This is a genomic window from Beijerinckia mobilis (genome assembly GCF_000745425.1).
In the GTDB taxonomy this organism is placed as follows: Bacteria; Pseudomonadota; Alphaproteobacteria; order Rhizobiales; family Beijerinckiaceae; genus Beijerinckia; species Beijerinckia mobilis.
Genome location: NZ_JQJH01000015.1, coordinates 39,945 through 58,739, shown reverse-complemented (window position 1 = coordinate 58,739; position 18,795 = coordinate 39,945). Strand labels below are relative to the sequence as shown.

Sequence of the window (18,795 nt, the reverse complement as noted above, 5' to 3'; positions counted from 1 at the left end):
CGAACCAGTTTGTGGAATGTTGCGTGTCTCAGGCCATGCTCTCATCGCAAGGTTCTGAAATTCTGGCCTTCAGGGAGAGAGGCTGGAGGGCTTCCGGCACGGGGCCTCCTGTCGCCCAGTCGAGCAATTCGACTGTATGCACAACGGGGACATCGGTTCCACCGCCGATTTGAACCATACAGCCAATATTGCCCGCTGCAATGACGTCTGGCTTTGTCGTCTCTATATTTGCGAGCTTGCGAATCTTGAGGCTTTCTGCAAGTTCCGGCTGCAACAGATTGTAGGTGCCAGCCGAACCGCAGCAAAGATGGGATTCAGGGACCGGGGATACAGTAAAGCCGGCCTTTTTCAGAAGATCCATCGGCAGCCGTGTAATCTTCTGACCGTGCTGCATCGAACAGGCTGAATGGTATGTCACACGGAGCGTGGGCATTTCACCGCTCGGCGTGAAATCGACTTCCTCGACGAGTTCGGTAATGTCCCGCGCCATGGCCGCGACGGTTGCGGCATCGGTCGCAAGGTCGGGATCGTCACTGAACATATAACCGTAATCCTTGACCGTCGTACCGCAGCCGGACGTATTGATCACAATGCGATCAAGGCCGTTCTGGTTCTTTTCCCGCATGAAGGCTTTGATATTGGCCTTGGCATAAGCATGGCCGCTCGCTTCCTGCCCCATGTGATGGGTGAGTGCGCCGCAACATCCGACACCCGCGACGACAGTAACCTCGACACCGAGTCGGGTGAGAAGGCGCACGGTTGCTTCATTGATGCCGGGATCGAGGACTCTCTGGGCGCAGCCGTTGAGCAAAGCGACGCGCAGCTTTCTTTCGCCTTGGGCGGAAAACACCTGCGGCCGGTCGACAGGGCTCGGTGACGGCAGGGTTGAGGGCGCCATCGAGAAAAGAGCGCCGAAACGCCCGGGAATGAAACCGGCAAAAAGGCGTATCGGCCGCGCGGCGAAGAGGGCGAGGCGGAAGAGGGTCGGGCGCGGCAGGACGAAGGCGAGGACAGAACGCAACGTACGGTCGAGGAAAGGGCGGCGATAGGTCTTTTCGATATAGGCGCGCGCGTGATCGACGAGATGCATATAATGGACGCCGGAAGGGCAGGTCGTCATGCACGATAGGCAGGATAGGCAGCGGTCGATATGTTTCACCGTGGCGGCATCGGCAGGCCGCTCATTCTCGAGCATTTCCTTGATCAGATAGATACGCCCGCGCGGACTGTCATTTTCCTCGGCCAATGTGATGAAGGTCGGACAGGTGGCGGTGCAAAAGCCGCAATGCACACAGGTCCGCAGAATTTTCTCCGAACGCGCAATATGCGGATCGGCGAGTGCGGCGGGTGTGAAATGGGTCTGCATGGCTTTGTTCCATACACCGCTGGGACTGTATATGGGTCCCGCGCGATTGAGTGATCAGGAATTGTGTGTCTGTTGTTCCGGCTTGGAATCGGAGCTCTTGGGATCCGAGATCCGGGGCTCGAAGTTCTTGCCGAATTTATCACGGTTCAGCAGAGATAAAGGGTCAAAGGCCAGTTTGACTCGCTGCGAAAGCGCTGCAAGAGCTGTTGCCTGCGGATGGAACACAGGCGTCTGCGCACGTATGCAATCGTCAGCGCGCATCAAGGTTGCATGACCGCCAAATCTATCGACAGCCGCGCGGATCGGTTCGGCATGGGCGTCAGTCGATGGCTCGATGCAGAGCCAGATGAGTCCCCCGGCCCAATCATAAAACCAGCGCAGGATCGGTACGCCGGCCGCATGGATTGCGGTGACGAGCGGTGCGGCTTCGGTCGGCGCGGTGGAAAGCCGCCAGACTTGACCGGAAATGGCTGTTACCGGCAAGGCATCGCGAACGGCGGACCAGAATTCCCGGGAAACGGCTTCCTGCAGCAGGTCATACTGACCTTTCGCAAACATGGCTTGTTTACGAAAGAAGGTGATGATTTCTTCTTTGCGCTTCTGGACGGAAAGATGGGGCCCCTCAATGCGCAAGATGGCAATGGGCCCTCTTGCAAGGCCAAGCAGGCTCCCCTCGGGCAGGCAGGAAAAACTCGAAATATCGTAAGGTAGACCCGTGGCCATGCGCAAAAGCGCCAGCGCCTGATCTTCCGTCAGATTTGAGACGACGACGCTTTCCTCATTTTCCGGGCGCGGCAGGACCTTGAGCGTCACTTCCGTCATGATCGCCAGAGTGCCGTGGGATCCGGCGAGCAGCTTCGAGAGATCATAACCGGTCACATTCTTCATGACCCGGCCGCCGGATTTGAAAATTTCTCCGCGCCCGCTGACAGCTTGGAAGCCAAGCAGATGATCGCGGGCCGCGCCGGCACGAATACGTCGCGGCCCGCTTGCATTGACGGCGACCGTGCCGCCAATGGTGCCGCCCTTGATCCTGTCGTTTTTCGTCAAGCCATAAAGATCGCCATGATCCATGGGTTCGAAAGCCAGTTCCTGACCGTTTTGGGCGAGCAGGGCCTGGATTTCCCGCAAGGGCGTGCCGGCATGGGCACGCAAAACCAGTTCCGCAGGTTCATAAAGCGTGACACCAGATAGAGCGCTCAGCGATAGGCATTTTTCAGCGGTAACCGGACCGCCCAACCCCGTTTTCGATCCAAAACCCATGATTTCAAGGGGCGTGCGATTGGCGACGGCGGCTTCGACGACCGCCAGCACATCCTTCTCGTCACGGGGTAGGAGAATATCCATCGCTGCGGCTTCATTCGGTGCGGCCGTCGGGGCGGGCTGCTCCGGGGAAGGGAGATCGGCCAAGGCATTGCTTCCTGTTTTTATCACGACCGCGGATCGATGATTTTATCTCTTTCGGCTGATTTGCGCTTCGGCGCCGGGAGCGGTGGAACTGCCAGACACCGTCTAGAACCGCGGCAAATCGGGGAAGGGCAACTGGCCGTTATGGACATGCATACGGCCAAGCTCCGCACAGCGGTGAAGTGTCGGGAAAACCTTGCCCGGATTGAGCCGATGGGCGGGATCGAATGCACATTTCAGACGCTCCTGCTGTTGCAGGTCGATCTCATTGAACATACGATCCATCAAATCGCGTTTCTCAACGCCGACCCCATGCTCTCCCGTCAAGACGCCGCCGACTTCAACGCACAGGCAAAGAATGTCGGCGCCGAACTGTTCAGCTTTCTCGCTATCACCGGGCTTTGAGGAATCATAGAGGATCAGGGGATGCAGATTGCCGTCTCCGGCATGAAAGACATTCGCCACCCGCAACCCATATTGCGCGGCGAGCTGGTCCATGCGGGTCAGGACATACGAGAGCTGCGAGCGCGGAATCGTGCCATCCATGCAAAGATAATCCGGGCCAATGGCGCCGACGGCCGGAAAGGCATTCTTGCGGCCTGACCAGAAACGAAGCCTTTCGGCTTCGTTCTCCGAGACCTTGAGCGAGGTTGCGCCCTTCTTTACGGCAATATCCGCGACACGATCGATGAGGACATTGACCTCCGCCTCGGTTCCGTCGAGTTCGACGATGACGAGGCTACCGGCGTCGCGCGGGTAGCCGCAAGGCTGAAAGGCTTCGACCGCATCGATCGAGGCTTTGTCCATCATTTCGAGACCGCCCGGAATGATGCCCCGTGCGATGATTTCCGCAACGCAATCGCCGCCATCCTGGACGGTCGGAAATCCGAGGAGGATGCCGCGCGCCGTCGCAGGCTTTTGCAGAATACGCACCGTAACTTCGGTAATGACACCAAGCAATCCTTCGGAACCCGTCAAAACACCGATGAGATCATAAAGATCGCTGTCGAGATGTTTGCCGCCGAGCCGGAGGATCTCGCCACCCATCAGAACCACTTCGAGGCCGAGAATATTATTGGTCGTAAGACCGTATTTCAGGCAATGCACGCCGCCCGAATTTTCCGCGACATTGCCACCGATGGAACAGGCGATCTGTGAGGAGGGATCGGGCGCGTAATAGAAACCCTCGTCTTCCACAGCGCGGGTGATTGCGCTGTTGGTGACACCGGGTTGCACCCGCACACAGCGGTTCTCGTAATCGATTTCCAGAACACGGTTGAATTTGCTCATGCCGAGCAGAATGGCGTCTGCCAGCGGCAGCGAGCCGCCGGAAAGGGAGGTGCCGCTGCCGCGCGGCACGACCTTGACATTCATATCCTGCGCGACCCGCAGAATTTGGGAGACCTGCTCGACTGTTTCCGGCAGAACCACGACGAGCGGCAATTGACGGTAAAGCGTAAGCGCGTCGCATTCATAGACGCGCATCTCCCGCTCCGTATGGACGACACCATTCGGTACGATCTGTTGCAGCCGCGCGACAATCTCCTGGCGTTTCGTGAGAATCGCTGCTTCAGGGAGGGGCATTTGCAATGTCACGGGTCGAAACTCTCGATCAAGCCGGGCTCTGACAATACGCTCACAGACGGCAAATTTTGAATGGACGCGCGTGATAATAGATCAGACGCATTCCAAAATACCAGAAAATCCATGTGACAAAAGCCATATGCCAGAGCCTGCGCAAGAGACCGTTCCCCCTCAACGGATTGCAAGGCTTGCGGAAAGGGCTTTAACCACTTGGCCGTGATCGGAAAATTCCACGCAAATCCCTCGAATTGCGAAGAATTTACCTGAAAATCACCAGTCAGACTATTCCTGCATGAACCGATGATAATCGTGCCGGTACCAGCATTCTGTCAAACATGCGCATGGGCGGGAGAGACCCGCCCATGCAAAAAACTGCGCGGAATTCAGGCCGCGGAAGCCTGACCCGCGATGCCCTGCTTGGCCTTGGCCTCTCTGCGGCGAGAATGCAGAAGATATTCGGTATAGCCGTTCGGCTGTTCGAGGCCCTTGAAGACCAGGTCGCAGGCGGCCTTGAATGCCACCCCGTCGAAGCCGGGCGCCATCGGCTGATAAATGGCGTCGTCGGCATTCTGCTTGTCGACAACGGCAGCCATGCGCTTCAAGGTTTCCATGACCTGAGCTTCGGTGACGATCTTGTGATGGAGCCAATTGGCGATGTGCTGGCTCGAAATCCGCAAGGTCGCGCGATCCTCCATCAAGCCGATATTATGAATATCCGGCACCTTGGAACAACCGACGCCCTGATCGATCCAGCGCACGACATAGCCCAACAGACCCTGCGCATTGTTGTCGAGTTCCTCCTGGATCTCCTGCGCGGAATAGGTTGTCTTCGTCACCGGCACAGTCAGAAGATCATGCAGCGGAGCGCGCGGCCGGCTCGCCAGCTCTTTCTGCCGCGCGAACACATCGACTTCATGATAGTGCAGGGCATGTAAGGTCGCCGCCGTCGGCGAGGGAACCCAGGCCGTATTGGCACCGGCACGCGGATGGCCGATCTTTTGCGTCAACATATCGGCCATGGCATCGGGCGCCGCCCACATGCCCTTGCCGATCTGGGCCCGGCCGGGCAATCCGCTGAGCAGACCCACATCGACATTATTGTCTTCATAGGCCTTGAGCCAGGACTCGCTCTTCATGCCTGCCTTGCGCACCATCGCTCCGGCTTCCATTGCCGTATGAATTTCGTCGCCAGTGCGGTCGAGGAAACCGGTGTTGATGAAGACGACCCGCTGCGAGGCAGCCTGAATCGCCGCCATCAGATTGACGGTGGTGCGGCGCTCTTCATCCATAATGCCGATCTTCAACGTAAAGGGCGACAGGTCGAGCGCCTTTTCGATATCGGCGAAAACCGCATTCGCGAAGGCCACTTCCTCCGGACCATGCATCTTCGGCTTCACGATATAGACAGACCCGGTGCGGCTGTTGTGCCGTTCATGTTTGCCGTAGAGATCGTGACGGGCGACGAGCGCCGTCACCATGCCGTCGAGCAGATTTTCGGGAATCTCCGCGCCCGAAGCATCTTTGACGGCATCGGTAAACATGTGATGGCCGACGTTACGGATCAGCAGCAGACTGCGTCCGTGCAGACGCAGACTGTCTCCCTTGCCCGTCTGATAGACGCGGTCATCATGCATCGTGCGCGTCATAGATGCGCCATTCTTGACGAATGTATCGCTTAGGGTGCCCTGCATGAGGCCCAAAATGTTGCGATAAAGCGCGACCTTGTCGGCCGCATCCACGACGGCGACGCTGTCTTCCATGTCGATGATGGTGGAAATGGCGGCCTCGATGACGATATCGGCAAGGCCGGCCGGATCGGTCTTGCCAACCGGATGGGTGGCATCGATCACAAGCTCGAAATGCAGGTGATTGTGACGCAGAAGAATGGTCGTCGGTGCTTCAGCCGAGCCGGTGAAGGCGACGAACTGATCGGCCGAGGCGAGACCGACGCTCTTGCCATCAAGGCTCGTTGCCTTGAGTGCGCCACCCTCGATCCGGAAGGATTTGATATTGGTGTAGGACAGACCTTCGAGCGGAAACGACTGATCGAGGATTTGCTTGGCCTTGGCGACGACGCGGGCGCCGCGTGTCGGATTGAAACCCTTGCCACGCTCTGCGCCGTCTGTTTCGGGGATAGCATCGGTGCCGTAGAGCGCATCATAGAGGCTGCCCCAACGCGCATTGGCAGCGTTCAAGGCATACCGAGCATTGCTGCCGGGAACGACGAGCTGCGGACCGGCAATGGCGGCGATTTCCGCATCGACATTGGCGGTTTCGATGGATTTCGGCGCAGGCTCCGGAAGGAGATAGCCGATTTCACGCAAAAATGCTTCAGTCGCAGTGGGTTCGGTGCTGCCACCGCCACGGTAATAGGCATCGATCTTGGCCTGAAGCTCATCGCGCTTGGCGAGCAAGGCGCGGTTCTGGGCGCTTTTCGATGCGACGAGATCGGCCAGCCCACGCCAAAATTGTTCGGCGCTGACGCCCGAGCCCGGAATGGCTTCCTTGACGATGAAATCGTGAAGTTCCGAATCGACCGAAAGGCCGTTGATCGAAAGATATCCCATCTGGCTCTCCGAAATTGGCAGATAGCTAGAGCGTTTCGGATCGTTCCGGAAACGCTCCCCTCAAAACAATCAGGGCATTTTCAGGCAATGGAATCGCGAAGCGATTCAGCATTTCCGGAAAATGCTCCAGTCCGAACCTGTCGTCGCCCGTTTTGAATCCCCCCATTGCAGACGGGTCCCGCTGCATTGTAGGAGCGTATTCGGTGAAACAAAAATAGGCAGTCGACAGATATGCTTGACCCATAAATGGCGTATAACATTCCAATCGTCAATTTTTCTGGAAAATATTTTCATTTTTAAAAAAATTAATTATCACTATGAGATATAATGATAATTTTATTTTCGCGATAGGTATTATCAAAATACGCTGCATTTTTGGGCGCTCCGCTGGAGGCTCATTTTCGGAATGCTTTTCCAACAGTCATTTCGTTGGCCAGAACATGGCCTGAATGCCCTCCTCTTGAAGAGATGAGGTTTCAAATTTCTGGGAGCATGCGGGCGTGCCTTCCAAATCGGGTGGCGTGTTCGTGAGATGCGGTGCAGCATGCAGCGTTGACGGCGGCTTTATCCCCGGTAGACATATCTCAATATCCTCTGCGCTAGCGTTCAAGGAACGACCTGTTCATGTCTATCGCGTCTTCCGCCGGGGCTGGCACTCTGTTCGGGCACCGGCCTTTTTTCCTGTATTTCTGGTCGCGTAGCCTCTCTGCTTTTTCCCGTCAGATCGCGATGGTCGCTGTCGGCTGGCAGGTTTATGCGATGACGAACAGCGCTTTCGATCTGGGAATGATCGGCTTGATGCAGTTCCTCCCGACGGCGCTCCTGACATTCGTGGCCGGGCATGCGGCGGATCGTTATGAACGAAAACGGGTCGTTCAGGCCTGCCAGATCCTGTCTGGATTGACATCCGCCTTTCTTGCCTATGGCACCTTTGCGGGCACATTGACGGAGACACAGATCTTCGCGGCGGTGACGGTTTTCGGTTTCGCGACAGCATTCGAGAGCCCGGCGGTGGCGGCAATGCTGCCGGCAGTGGCGCCGGAAGGTATGCTCCAGAAAGCCACCGCGCTTTCTACATCCGCATTCCACATTGCAGTTGTTGGCGGTCCGGCTTTGGGCGGTCTTGTCTATGCGCTGTCGCCCGGAGCGCCCTATGTTTTGATGATGTTTTTCTGGCTGGTCGGTTCCACTCTCAACGGCATGATCGTTGTCGAGAGGGCTGTCCTCTCCAAGGAGCCGCCGAGCCTTGCTTCTCTCTTTGCCGGGGTGGCTTTCGTGCGTGCCAATCCGGCCATTCTCGGAACGATTTCGCTCGATCTTTTCGCCGTTTTGCTTGGCGGCGCGACATCGCTGATGCCGATCTATGCGCGTGATGTTCTCCATACAGGGCCGCTCGGTCTCGGCATCCTGCGCGCCGCACCCGCCATTGGAGCTCTGTTGATGACGGCCGTACTCTCGCGCTATGCGATCGAGCGCAAGGTCGGTGTCAGAATGTTCCAAGCCGTCATCCTTTTCGGTGTGGCGACAGTCGCCTTCGCGCTTTCCGGCCAGATGTGGCTGTCGTTGCTCGCGCTCATCGTCATGGGGGCAGCCGATCAGGTCAGCATGGTCATCCGCATCTCGCTGGTGCAACTGGCGACGCCTGACGATATGCGTGGCCGCGTCGGTGCGGTCAATTTTCTGTTCGTCAACGCATCCAACCAATTAGGGGAATTCGAAAGCGGATTGACTGCGGCCTGGCTGGGAGCTGTGCCGGCGGCAGTCCTGGGCGGTATTGGAACCATTCTTGTCGCGCTTTTATGGATGAAGCTGTTTCCAAGCCTGCGTCATGTTGAGCGGCTGGAATAATGACATCGTTGCCACAGCGACGCATTTGCATGTTTCAAAACACACGGATTTTCTGTCGTCAAAGCAAAGGACTGTCGATGTAATTCCTTAGCAAAGCGGAGGTTGGACAGGGCAAATGATAAGGGAGTTTAATGTATGCGTTGCGCGATCATGAAACTGTAATCAAGGCAGGTTGTATTCCTGCGAAAACATGTAACTTCTATCGGATCCTGTAGATCGTCTTTATGTCAGGTTGTTTTTCGTTTTGATAATTGGTGATGGCCGAAGGCGAGAGGTGCAATGACGCTTGCCTGTTCTTGCCATAATTTTAGCGCAACTTGCAGCATACCGAATATAACGCGCAGAAATGAAGTGTTTTCAAGAATTTCGAATCGCGGCGCGTTTCGCGTCAAAGCGGAAATATTTGAGACTATCGATTTTCGGCTGGCTGCGATCGCGGTGAAGCGGTACGCCTCTGGAACCGAGGCCAGACCATTGCAAAAGGGCCGATTCGTCCATGCATCTCAATTTAGCCGACGGCACTTTGCTTCATTACGATATTTTGGGACAGGGAGAGGAAGTTCTGGTCCTGATTAATGGGCTTGGTCTTAAAGGCACCGTGTGGCGACCGCTTGCGGCCTCACTCAAGGACCGTTTTCAGGTCGTGATGGTCGACAATCGCGGTGTGGGATTGACCCGATCGACCGGAGCTTTTTCCACACGGGACATGGCGGATGATGTCGCGGCGCTGATAGACCATATTGCGCCGAGCGGCAAAGCGCATGTGCTGGGCTTTTCGATGGGAGGCATGATCGCCCAGCATCTGGCCGTCGCTTATCCGGACCGGGTCGGTAAGCTGATTCTCGTCTCGACGACCACCGCGCTCTCGGCGCGCTCGGCGGCGGTGATCGCCCATTGGTGTGCGATGATGCGGGCGGGCATCGACCCGGCGATCATTCTGCGCGACAAATTTCTTTTCATCTGGGAAGATCAATTCTTCAACAAGGAAAGAAGCGTCTCGCAGCTGATTCAGATCATCCTGAGCGACGCCGCACCGCAAAGCACCGAGGATTTTTGCCGTCAGGTCGCGGCCTGTCGTGGCCATGCGGATCAGGGCCTGCCGGCGCGCATCCGCGCCGAGACATTGGTGATTTCCGCTCCAGAGGAACGTCTGCTTTCGGTTCCTGAAGCGCGGCAATTGGCGGCTTCAATCCCGGGCGCACAATTTCGTTTGCTGCCGGGAGGTGGACATAATGGCTGGGTCGAATATCTGGGCGATATGATCGACTACGTCGAAGCATTTTTAGGGTAGCGAAGTGACCTCTTTTACGATGCTGGCTGGGGCGAGATAAAAAGATGGGTGCAAAGGTTTTGTCCCTTGCCGAGCTTAAACCTCTGCTCGCCTCGCGCCAGCGCCTGATTGGCATCGATCTTGGCACCAAGACAATCGGTCTCTCCCTTTCCGACCTCGAGCGCCGCATTGCTACCCCTCTCGAGACGATTCGCCGGACCAAGTTCACTAAGGATGCCGAACGGCTGATGGCGCTTGCCGATGAGTTCGAGATTGCGGCTTTCGTGATCGGCCTCCCGCTCAATATGGACGGGACGGCTGGCCCAAGGGTGCAGGCGACTGAAGCCTTCGTCCGCAATTGTGCCGCGCTGACGAATCGTCCGTTTTGCTATTGGGACGAACGGCTTTCCACGGCGGCGGTCACCCGGGATTTGATCGCCCAAGATGCCTCACGCGCCAAACGCGCCGCAGTGGTCGATAAACTCGCGGCTGCCTTTATTCTTCAAGGCGCGCTTGATCGCCTGGCTTGGTCGGACGAGAGGTTAGGGAATTTCGATCAGCAGGATTTCACCCGTTGACAGGACTGGATGGAAAAGCTTAAGAACCCACGCATCCCACTGCTAGCGGGTTGAGCCGCAGGCTCCCACGATGCAGGCAGGTGGGGGATAGTTCAATGGTAGAACAGCGGACTCTGACTCCGTTAATCTTGGTTCGAATCCAGGTCCCCCAGCCAGTTGGCTCAATCTCCCCAGCTCCATTAGAATCCAGTATTCGCGATCTGTTTGGTCTGCTCATGCTTTGGCGTCTATCCTTGAAGGATCAGCCGCGTCAAAAAGCGTTTGGGCTTGATTCAATCACCGGGCGATTCAAATGGTCTGGAAATGTCCCGGTTTTCCTGGACAGCCGGGAAATTTCGAGAGCGTTCCAGATGAGGAAGAGAGCGGACGTGTTTCCGGGAAAAGGACCGGGCAGAGGAGACGTCTTCTCCAAAGAGAGCGAGGCATTGTACCGGGCAGGTGGCTTGTCGCGTGCCTCATAGGTCTCTTGCCTGCCAAGGACGCTCGCTGCTCATATGAGTCGTAAGCAAGGAGACGCAGCGCAGTGGGAAAGGGTTTCGGCGGGAAGGTCGGAGTGATGCTGGGCGTGAGAGCCTGCGCGCCATACCGAAATCAATCCTGGCCGGAGGAATGACCACTCTGGCAGATTTGATGACTATGTTTTTTTATTTGAAATGCTGATGTTCAGCGCTGTGATTCTGGAGGCCTCGCCCGGAATCGAACCGGGGTGCAAGGATTTGCAGTCCTCTGCGTAACCACTCCGCCACGAGGCCTCTCGGAAAACCCCTATCTGCTTTTCAAGCATTTGGGTCAGGGCTTCAAGCCCCGTCTCCTGCCTATACAAAGGAAACCAACCGCCCGCAAGGGAAGGAAGGAGATAAAAACAATTAATAAGATTAGATGTCAGAAAATTCGATTAGGCCTTTGCAAGCGCATCCAAGCTTGCTATATGCCCGTCATCGCTTACGCGATCCCTGATAGCTCAGCCGGTAGAGCAATCGACTGTTAATCGATCGGTCGCAGGTTCGAGTCCTGCTCAGGGAGCCATCACGCACGCCTGTACAACGGCGCCAAAGACTTAGCTGATATCAGAGACTTAGGCGGCTCACCTGCTACACGGGACTGCCGCTCATGCCTGCCCGAAAGACCGCCTCAAGGATGCCGTCGCTCACGATCCGCAAAGGTTCCCGAAACTACTATTTTCGAGCAAGGCTCCCAGCCGCCGTTCGAGACCATCTGTCCAGCCTCCCAGCCACGACGCTCCGTCCAGCCGGTTGGTCTCTATCCGAATGCTGGAAAAGTCTCGGCACGCCCGATCGCGCCCTTGCCCGGCAGCGATATGCCGAAGCACTCGCCACCTTCGAGACAGAATGCGCGCGTATCCTTGCGATCGAACCCGCCCGCGCTAATGCTCGCATTCGCTGCGCGCCCGTCGATCTTTCGCATCGCCAAACGGTCGCGCTTGCAGGAACGCTTTACGATGACTTCGTGACCGTCATCGGCGACGATCCGACTCCCATAAATTGGAAACACGTCCAAGAAGCCGATAGGAGCGCCAAGGACGGCCATCACGGCTTGTCAGGCCTCTTACTAGCCAACGAAGACGAACGCCGGTCATCAGCCATGTCAGCGCGTTTTGGAGCCCTTGCAGACGCCATCGCAGCCCGCAACGGTTTACGCCTCACAGACGCAAGCCGCGCCCGCCTAATCGAACAGACTGCCTCTGCGCTCGAAGACGCGACAAAGACGCTCGCTCGCAACGCCGCCGGAGATTACAGCCCGGATCCGGCCGCAAGCCGCTTCCCGCCTTGGACACCGCCACAGAAGGGCAGCGAAGCCCCACAGACAGCCAAGGGCGCCAGCCCCGGTACAACCCCACCAGACGCAACAACAAGGCCGTCCACGGGCTCGACAACGTGGTCTGTGCTGGTCGCCTCATGGGCCTTGGAAGCGAAGCCGACAGCGAAGACGCTTTCAGCCCGGAACGGCATCGTCTCCCGCTTGATCAAAGAACTTCCAGCCGCGAGCGCCGGTCCCGACTCAGTGTCCGAACTCGATGCCATTGCCTACAAGAACGCTCTACTAGCCGGCGGTCTATCGCCCCGGACCGTTCAAGCGTGCCATCTGTCCGGCCTCAAAGCTCTTTACGAACACGGCCTCGCAAACAAGCTCGTGGTGTCGAACCCTTTCGCTGCCGTCCGTTTGACCGGCCATGCATCTCGCCAAGCCCGCCGTTCGAACATCCGCAAGGAAGGAATCACGGACGTCGAGGCAGCGACCATCCTTCGTGCAGCCCTTGCGGACCGGCGCCCAGCCTATCGCTGGCTCCCATGGCTTGCGGCATTCACTGGAGCCCGCATCACGGAACTCTGCCAATTGCGCTTCGAAGACATCGAAAAGATCGACAACGTGCCATGCCTACGGATCAGACCGGAAGCCGGATCCACAAAGACCGACGCCGGGGAACGCCTCGTGCCACTTCATGACCAAATCCTTGAGATGGACTTTTTGTCTTTCGTTGAGTCGGTCGGCAGGGGGCCACTCTTCTTCGACGCCGCTCGCCAACGGATAGACGACCGCTCGACAGCGACGACAAGTCCCGCCAAAAAGCTAGGTGAACGGCTTTCCGCATGGGTTCGCTCTTTGTCTGCCGAATGTCCTTCGCTCGCCGATCCGCGTCTTCAACCAAACCACGGTTGGCGGCACCGCTTTGTCGGCCTCAGACGCCGCTATGGCCTCGACCACGAGCTTGCCGAATATCTAATCGGCCACGTCTTGCCGGGCATGGGGAACGTCTATGGCGGCCAGCATGTCGAAGGCTTGAAGCGCGAGGTCGACAAGCTCCCCCGTTTCGAAATCCGCCAGCCCGACTAAGGGGGAAGCCTTCTGTCTGACCACGGGCAGGGACCCGCCACTTCGGATGGCTGACCCAAAAACAGGCCTTTCCAAGCGAATGTGCCCGATCACTCTTTTCGCCAAGGATTGTCCTAGCGAGCCAAAGGCGAGCATCCCCGCGCCGCAAGGCGTGGTCTTTCCCTCACGCCGAAGGCGTATCCCCGCGCCGACAGGCGTGCCTATTGCGCCAACGGCGATGCGCTTCCGAAGCCGTGGCCGATCCTATTCCCGCGAAGAGGCCCTCCGATTATTATCAAAATGCGATATAATAGGCCGGGATCATTGCTGGACCGAGACCCTTGATAATAGTCGTTTTGGTCCAAAATGGTACCGGGCATCATATGACAAAATGACGGAACATTCGGATATCATTAAGCTATTTTTTCGTGGTACCAATGTCCCGGCATTTTTCAACTCTAGAGCATGAATTCTCAGAAAGTGGGGGGACATTTCCGGGCCGAACCGGGGCTATTATTACGACACGCGCAACAATGAAGCCCCAAAGTCCAGACCATAAGTCAGAACATTTCGTCCTCGAATTGTCGAGCATTATGCCCGGCAGCCGCGAGACTGTCGGCTTGGTCGAGACTGTCCCGATACTCTTGAAGGTTCCACTTTCTGGGGCGACCTCCAGTATTATCCGCGCGAGGACGACAAGTCCCAACTTTAAGCAGCCGAAAGGCTGACGCAATGGCCGACTCATTAGACGCGAATGCGCTATAGCCATTCTTTGCGAGCCAAGCCATGACCTCACTTGTCGAGGCAACGCGCGCGCCATCGCACAGCCGCTCGTCTTCAAGACCATCCCGAATGATCCCGACAACAGTATGTTCGGAACGACAGACAAGCCGTCTTTTCGCGGCCGTCTCCGGTGGCGAAGCGAAAGGTCGAAACTCTGCATTCTCAAAAGTCATAAACCATTGATAAAGCAGAAACAACTTGTTGTCGTCACGAATGGAGCTTTGCAACTCATTGAAATAATCGGAACACCTTTTGACCAGAGCCGTATCGGCACAGAACCACCGACGGTCCTTTTCGACGGAGCCGTCCTCACCGACTTTGAGATCAAAACTTACAGGGTTCGGATCATTCGAGCAAAGAAGGAACCGCGCAAAGACGCGAGCCATTTGCCTATCAAGGCCCTTCCGTTCGACGGCAAGCTTCGGATCACTCACCAACGATTTGACACTATCAACAAGCGCATAGTTCCCCTTCATGTAAGTCTCATGGACATGCACAAGGATAGGCCCGGAGACCCAACCGTTGAACCTCTCCGTGAGCGCCTGTGCATTGGCCATCGGCCAGTAATTGTCGAGACCAACGAGCCTCCCAACGATCTCCCCAAATGTAGACTTTCCGTTGCCCGGAACGCCCATCAAAAGGACGACATTCGAACACCGTTCGTCAGGCCTCTGTATCATGTGCGCGATCCACTTTAAGACAAACCCAATAGCCGTCTCATCGTCATTCAAAAGGTACCTCAAAAAGTCGAAGAACCATTCGCACTCCCTTTCGAGACTCACCCGATCCACTTCAGGAGCATACCCCAAATCAAACTTAGGCCTGACCCAAGTGTTCCGACATTTCGACCCGTCATCAGGATCGACAAACACGACATCCTGTCCCGGCAAAGCGTCAAGCCTATCGACAATTTGAAGTTCCCAGCCGGTGGCATCCTCATCGACCAACTTTCCGGTTCGCCGCGCGGCATCGTACTCCAGCACTCGCGCCAAGACAGGCGTCCAGACCTTCTTTGCGCCCTTATCATCGACATACTGGACGCAATGCATCGGCGCAATCAACTCATTGAACTGAGCCGCAGAGACAGCAATCATCGAACTCTCTTTAGACGAACAATCAATAACAGCCTTGTAAGCACCAACAACAACAAACCGCGCGGCAATCTCTTTGACGGCAGCGAGCTTCGCGTCCTCAAATTCATCGCTTCCCTCGGCCGGAAGCAACTCCCTTTTAATCCTCATTTTCAGAAATCCTTTCCGCCTCGATCAATTCCGCGCCTGAAAGGTGCGAATGCCTGCCTCAAAAATGTTATCTGCTAACAGCGTTGCCGGGAGCGTGATGCCTCCGACTTTGTAACCGTTTTCTTCCAGATATTTTTGCAGGTCCCAAGGCGCGAGCTTGCCCGTTGGTCCAGCCTTGATGTTCATAAACATGGGCGGCCAATCCTCTCGGCCAGCGGGAGGCAGCATGACAAAGAACTCCCGACAGAAACGCTTAATCAGGGGCATGAACGCCGCCACCATATGGGCCTTCGACGTCATCTTTTTAGCTTTACTTTTTGTCATCGCCGCAGGAGCCTCCGAGTCGCTTTACCGAAGCACGCATCATTTTCCGACCGCCGCACACCGCCACACTTTTCGGCATCCTCCAGATACACCTTGCGGGCTTCGCTCATTGCGCTTTGAAGCTCGCCTTTTGTCTGTTCATCGACCTGAATGCGGCCCTCTTCGACAGCCTTTTTGAACGCCTGTAAGGCGAGCGTGGACCAGACTCCCAGAGCCTTCCCGGCGGGGGTCCGCGCCCTCGTCGCAAGGTGCATCATTTGAGTTTCATTGAGCATGAAAGCTTGAACGGAATGCCTTGCCCCATGGGAGGTTATGACTTCTACGTCTACTTGACGAAGAACTCCCAAAGCCTCCAATTCAATGCGGTGCTTTGTGACGGTTCGCCGGAAGTCTGCCGGTCGGGCATATCCCAAGATCGTGGCCAAGTCCGTGTCTTTGATCCTCGCTTCTCCGTCAATGACCGTGAGAGCCTTCGTAAAGGCGGCCCCAATGTTCTGAACTTCCGTATTTTCCATCAGTGTATATGCTCCAAGTGTCCCCCATGAGGTAACGACCATTCGCCACCGTCCATGTGTCCAAACCATGTATGTGAATGTAAATCCGTCCCGACATGTTGCGTTTAGCAACGCTGAGAACGGAGTCTTTGCGGCCACAGCCATCCGCCCGGCGCGAAGCCTTTCCGCCTCGACCCGGTGACTCTTCTTTCCGTGAATGGATTGTCCTAGCGAGCCGAAGGCGAGCATCCCCGCGCCGATAGGCGTGGCTCTTTTCCTCACGACGCGAAGCGGCGTATCCCGCGCGGAGGCGAAGCCGCACGTGCCTCTCTCACCGAACGCAAATATGCGTCCAGCATTTTCAACAACTTAGAAACAGGTGAGCCGCTTCAAAATCGCCACCCAAAATCGCGGCTTTTCGTGCAACCAAGGCAGCCGCTTCGACCATTATGCCTAATAGACGTAAAGGTCCCAGAAGGTCCCTTAGCCTATTTCATAGCCCGCAGTTCAGCCATGATCCCTTCGCCAATCTCCCGCGCTTTCAACAAGGCATCTGCTTCCGCGTTCCTCCGACCCTCGCGCTTGGCCGCTAACGCTAGCGTTCGCTTCGCCGCCTCCCATGCCAAGGTCGCTTCAGTCTTCTCCCCTGCGATCCTTCTGCCCCCATGACCATTGCCGCGAGCTTTCCGCTCCTCCTTCTGCTTGGCAATGAACCGCTCATGTCGCCGGTCAGCCGCAGCGTTGCTCTCGGCCCAGCCCATTACGACCGGACCGAAAGTCTCCTCATCAAGTAACCGAAAAGCCTCCACATCCTCAAGCCGTTGGGTAGCACCAAGCCGCTGCTGCCGTTCCTCACTTGTAGACAAGCCTTCAAGCTTGCCACCCTTCGACCGAGTGTCCCGCTTTTCGATCGACCCTCTAGCTTTTGAAGCGGCGAGCAACGCGATGCCGAACGCCTTGACATGCACCGAAGCCTTGACCTTTGAACTGGCTTCCGTCCCGCGCGGCCAATATTCCACGCCGGTGATGCCGTGCGAAATTTTCCAGACTTCAACAGCTTCATCAGCACATTGCGCAAAGCTCCAAGGCAACGCTTTCGAACTCGTCTCGATGACACTCCACCCAAACTCCGCCGCCATGACATCCGGCAAGGCAAACGCGCTAGCCAGCCAGAACCGTCTCAAAGACCCGGCCGCAAGGAATTGCGCAACGCCCCTCGCATTGGTCACGACCAAGACAGGACGCCCAGCCACAGCATCCCGATAAGCCGGATCGCTCAACACGCCCAGACCATCGAGCAAGCCCCGTGCGCCTGCCTCTTCCCGGGTCACGTCCTCGACCCTAAAGCTACGTCTATAAGCCGGGACATTGGTCGCTGCCCCAAAGTCAACAACCACAGCCACGCCAACAGCCTTGCACCGCCGCCCAAGCCTTGCGTCATCCCCCATAGTAACGACATGAACAACAACCGGCGTCCCACTCACAGCCGCACCTTTGCCCGTGGCTTTAAGCCTATCCCGCCGTCCAGCTTCGAGGCTCTCCAAGTCATCCCGCAGCGATATCCTATTGACCACACTATCGAGCCGAACCCACGGAAGCGTCTGAAAGCCTTCCACAATTTCATACTTTTTTTCAGCACCCATTTCATATCTCCTTGTTTTAATTCCTAAAGACAGACCAACGGCCCAACCCCAAAGACAGACCAACGGCCAAGACAGCAAGCCACGACCAACAGCCACGACCAACAGCCTCGACCAACAGCCTCGACCAACAGACTAAACTTTGCGGCTGAACGGGCGGACCACGGCGCAACGACTGACCGGCCTGCCCTCAAGCCATGGATGGTCCCCAGCAAGCGCGAAGCGCGAAGCATCCCCGCGCGAAGCGTGGTCTTTCCCCCACGACGCGAAGCGACGTATCCCGCGCGAAGGCGGAGCCGCACGTGCCTACCGCGCCGCAGGCTGAACGCTTCAAAAGCTGCGAAGCTCTAAAGCAATCCCCTGCACATGTGATTGAAGTTAAAAGGATAAGGCGGCATCGGTTGATGAAAGAACTTGATACCGATAGTCCGGCACGAGTGATGCAAATCTGCAACACATGTGTCTTTCATGTCACACCGTTAAGGTGCGCCAGTTCACAACGCGCCAAGATTGTCCTATACCAGCGGGTAAAAGTGCGCCGGTTCACAACGCGCTAAGTCTTATCTGGTACCGTAGCACCCAAAGGTTATTGATATCGTTACACTTTTCCTAAGCCGGTTGCATCAGCCGAAGACGACACGTCCCGGTTGCCCCGGCGCTAAGTCTTATCTTATACCGGTTCCTTTCGAAAGTTATTGATATCGTTACACTTTTCGCAGGGACGCCGGTCAGCCCGGCCAAGCCAAGCCACCAGCCTTGTCTAGTACGTTACCAGCCAAAGGCCGCCAGCCTTCTCTTATACCATGCCATTAGCCTGCCACGCTAAGCAGGGTCTAGTACCTTACGGTTTCGTGAGTCATT

12 protein-coding genes and 3 tRNA genes are annotated in these 18,795 nt (G+C 56.6%); 6 read left to right on the top strand and 9 right to left on the bottom strand.

What is annotated here, in order from left to right:
• Nucleotides 1-28 precede the first annotated feature (28 nt).
• The 4 genes from glcF to DL88_RS12520 all read right to left on the bottom strand — a co-directional run bounded on the left by glcF (nucleotide 29) and on the right by DL88_RS12520 (nucleotide 6,924).
• Nucleotides 29-1,366 (bottom strand): glycolate oxidase subunit GlcF, encoded by a 1,338-nt coding sequence (glcF, locus tag DL88_RS12535; protein ID WP_034996508.1) that lies wholly within the window; start codon nucleotides 1,364-1,366, stop codon nucleotides 29-31.
• A 54-nt stretch (nucleotides 1,367-1,420) separates the two neighbouring features.
• On the bottom strand, nucleotides 1,421-2,776 hold the full coding sequence (locus tag DL88_RS12530) for an FAD-binding protein (RefSeq protein ID WP_245270824.1): 1,356 nt from the start codon (nucleotides 2,774-2,776) through the stop codon (nucleotides 1,421-1,423).
• A gap of 102 nt (nucleotides 2,777-2,878) precedes the next feature.
• Nucleotides 2,879-4,357: an FAD-linked oxidase C-terminal domain-containing protein gene (locus tag DL88_RS12525; protein WP_210165311.1), complete on the bottom strand. Its 1,479-nt coding sequence runs from the start codon at nucleotides 4,355-4,357 to the stop codon at nucleotides 2,879-2,881.
• A 383-nt stretch (nucleotides 4,358-4,740) separates the two neighbouring features.
• Complete coding sequence (locus DL88_RS12520) at nucleotides 4,741-6,924, bottom strand: malate synthase G (protein WP_034996503.1); 2,184 nt, start codon at nucleotides 6,922-6,924, stop codon at nucleotides 4,741-4,743.
• A 624-nt stretch (nucleotides 6,925-7,548) separates the two neighbouring features.
• On the opposite strand from DL88_RS12520, the gene DL88_RS12515 reads away from it, so the two are divergent.
• From DL88_RS12515 to DL88_RS12500, 4 genes are all read left to right on the top strand, one after another.
• Nucleotides 7,549-8,772, top strand: a complete 1,224-nt coding sequence (locus DL88_RS12515; RefSeq protein WP_034996500.1) for an MFS transporter — start codon at nucleotides 7,549-7,551, stop codon at nucleotides 8,770-8,772.
• A gap of 496 nt (nucleotides 8,773-9,268) precedes the next feature.
• Nucleotides 9,269-10,063, top strand: coding sequence for an alpha/beta fold hydrolase (locus tag DL88_RS12510; protein ID WP_034996498.1), 795 nt, complete (start codon nucleotides 9,269-9,271; stop codon nucleotides 10,061-10,063).
• A 44-nt stretch (nucleotides 10,064-10,107) separates the two neighbouring features.
• The gene (ruvX, locus tag DL88_RS12505; RefSeq protein ID WP_034996497.1) at nucleotides 10,108-10,620 is read left to right on the top strand and encodes a Holliday junction resolvase RuvX; all 513 of its coding nucleotides are present in this window, start codon (nucleotides 10,108-10,110) and stop codon (nucleotides 10,618-10,620) included.
• 81 nt (nucleotides 10,621-10,701) lie between these two features.
• Nucleotides 10,702-10,775, top strand: a tRNA-Gln gene (locus tag DL88_RS12500).
• Nucleotides 10,776-11,298: 523 nt separating this feature from the next.
• Here DL88_RS12500 and DL88_RS12495 read toward each other — a convergent pair.
• Nucleotides 11,299-11,372: transfer RNA gene (locus DL88_RS12495), tRNA-Cys, on the bottom strand.
• A gap of 198 nt (nucleotides 11,373-11,570) precedes the next feature.
• On the opposite strand from DL88_RS12495, the gene DL88_RS12490 reads away from it, so the two are divergent.
• Together DL88_RS12490 and DL88_RS12480 are read left to right on the top strand one after the other, a co-directional pair.
• Nucleotides 11,571-11,646, top strand: a tRNA-Asn gene (locus DL88_RS12490).
• A gap of 111 nt (nucleotides 11,647-11,757) precedes the next feature.
• The gene (locus DL88_RS12480; protein WP_169741573.1) at nucleotides 11,758-13,473 is read left to right on the top strand and encodes a DUF6538 domain-containing protein; all 1,716 of its coding nucleotides are present in this window, start codon (nucleotides 11,758-11,760) and stop codon (nucleotides 13,471-13,473) included.
• A 539-nt stretch (nucleotides 13,474-14,012) separates the two neighbouring features.
• Here DL88_RS12480 and DL88_RS12475 read toward each other — a convergent pair.
• The 4 genes from DL88_RS12475 to DL88_RS12460 all read right to left on the bottom strand — a co-directional run bounded on the left by DL88_RS12475 (nucleotide 14,013) and on the right by DL88_RS12460 (nucleotide 17,937).
• Nucleotides 14,013-15,476, bottom strand: a complete 1,464-nt coding sequence (locus DL88_RS12475) for a primase-helicase family protein (protein WP_034996493.1) — start codon at nucleotides 15,474-15,476, stop codon at nucleotides 14,013-14,015.
• 24 nt (nucleotides 15,477-15,500) lie between these two features.
• Nucleotides 15,501-15,800: a peptidoglycan-binding domain-containing protein gene (locus DL88_RS12470; protein ID WP_034996491.1), complete on the bottom strand. Its 300-nt coding sequence runs from the start codon at nucleotides 15,798-15,800 to the stop codon at nucleotides 15,501-15,503.
• Nucleotides 15,797-16,315: a hypothetical protein gene (locus tag DL88_RS12465; RefSeq protein ID WP_156971081.1), complete on the bottom strand. Its 519-nt coding sequence runs from the start codon at nucleotides 16,313-16,315 to the stop codon at nucleotides 15,797-15,799. Before DL88_RS12465 ends, DL88_RS12470 begins: the two co-directional genes overlap by 4 nt.
• Nucleotides 16,316-16,782: 467 nt before the next feature.
• The gene (locus DL88_RS12460; protein ID WP_034996489.1) at nucleotides 16,783-17,937 is read right to left on the bottom strand and encodes a hypothetical protein; all 1,155 of its coding nucleotides are present in this window, start codon (nucleotides 17,935-17,937) and stop codon (nucleotides 16,783-16,785) included.
• Nucleotides 17,938-18,795 lie beyond the last annotated feature (858 nt).

What these genes read in the sequence shown, in the direction of transcription:
- glcF (WP_034996508.1), bottom strand. Translation starts at nt 1,366, where the DNA reads ATGCAGACCCATTTCACACCCGCCGCACTCGCCGATCCGCATATTGCG.
- DL88_RS12525 (WP_210165311.1), bottom strand. Translation starts at nt 4,357, where the DNA reads ATGCCCCTCCCTGAAGCAGCGATTCTCACGAAACGCCAGGAGATTGTC.
- DL88_RS12520 (WP_034996503.1), bottom strand. Translation starts at nt 6,924, where the DNA reads ATGGGATATCTTTCGATCAACGGCCTTTCGGTCGATTCGGAACTTCAC.
- DL88_RS12515 (WP_034996500.1), top strand. Translation starts at nt 7,549, where the DNA reads ATGTCTATCGCGTCTTCCGCCGGGGCTGGCACTCTGTTCGGGCACCGG.
- DL88_RS12510 (WP_034996498.1), top strand. Translation starts at nt 9,269, where the DNA reads ATGCATCTCAATTTAGCCGACGGCACTTTGCTTCATTACGATATTTTG.
- ruvX (WP_034996497.1), top strand. Translation starts at nt 10,108, where the DNA reads ATGGGTGCAAAGGTTTTGTCCCTTGCCGAGCTTAAACCTCTGCTCGCC.
- DL88_RS12480 (WP_169741573.1), top strand. Translation starts at nt 11,758, where the DNA reads ATGCCGTCGCTCACGATCCGCAAAGGTTCCCGAAACTACTATTTTCGA.
- DL88_RS12475 (WP_034996493.1), bottom strand. Translation starts at nt 15,476, where the DNA reads ATGAGGATTAAAAGGGAGTTGCTTCCGGCCGAGGGAAGCGATGAATTT.
- DL88_RS12470 (WP_034996491.1), bottom strand. Translation starts at nt 15,800, where the DNA reads ATGACAAAAAGTAAAGCTAAAAAGATGACGTCGAAGGCCCATATGGTG.
- DL88_RS12465 (WP_156971081.1), bottom strand. Translation starts at nt 16,315, where the DNA reads ATGGAAAATACGGAAGTTCAGAACATTGGGGCCGCCTTTACGAAGGCT.
- DL88_RS12460 (WP_034996489.1), bottom strand. Translation starts at nt 17,937, where the DNA reads ATGGGTGCTGAAAAAAAGTATGAAATTGTGGAAGGCTTTCAGACGCTT.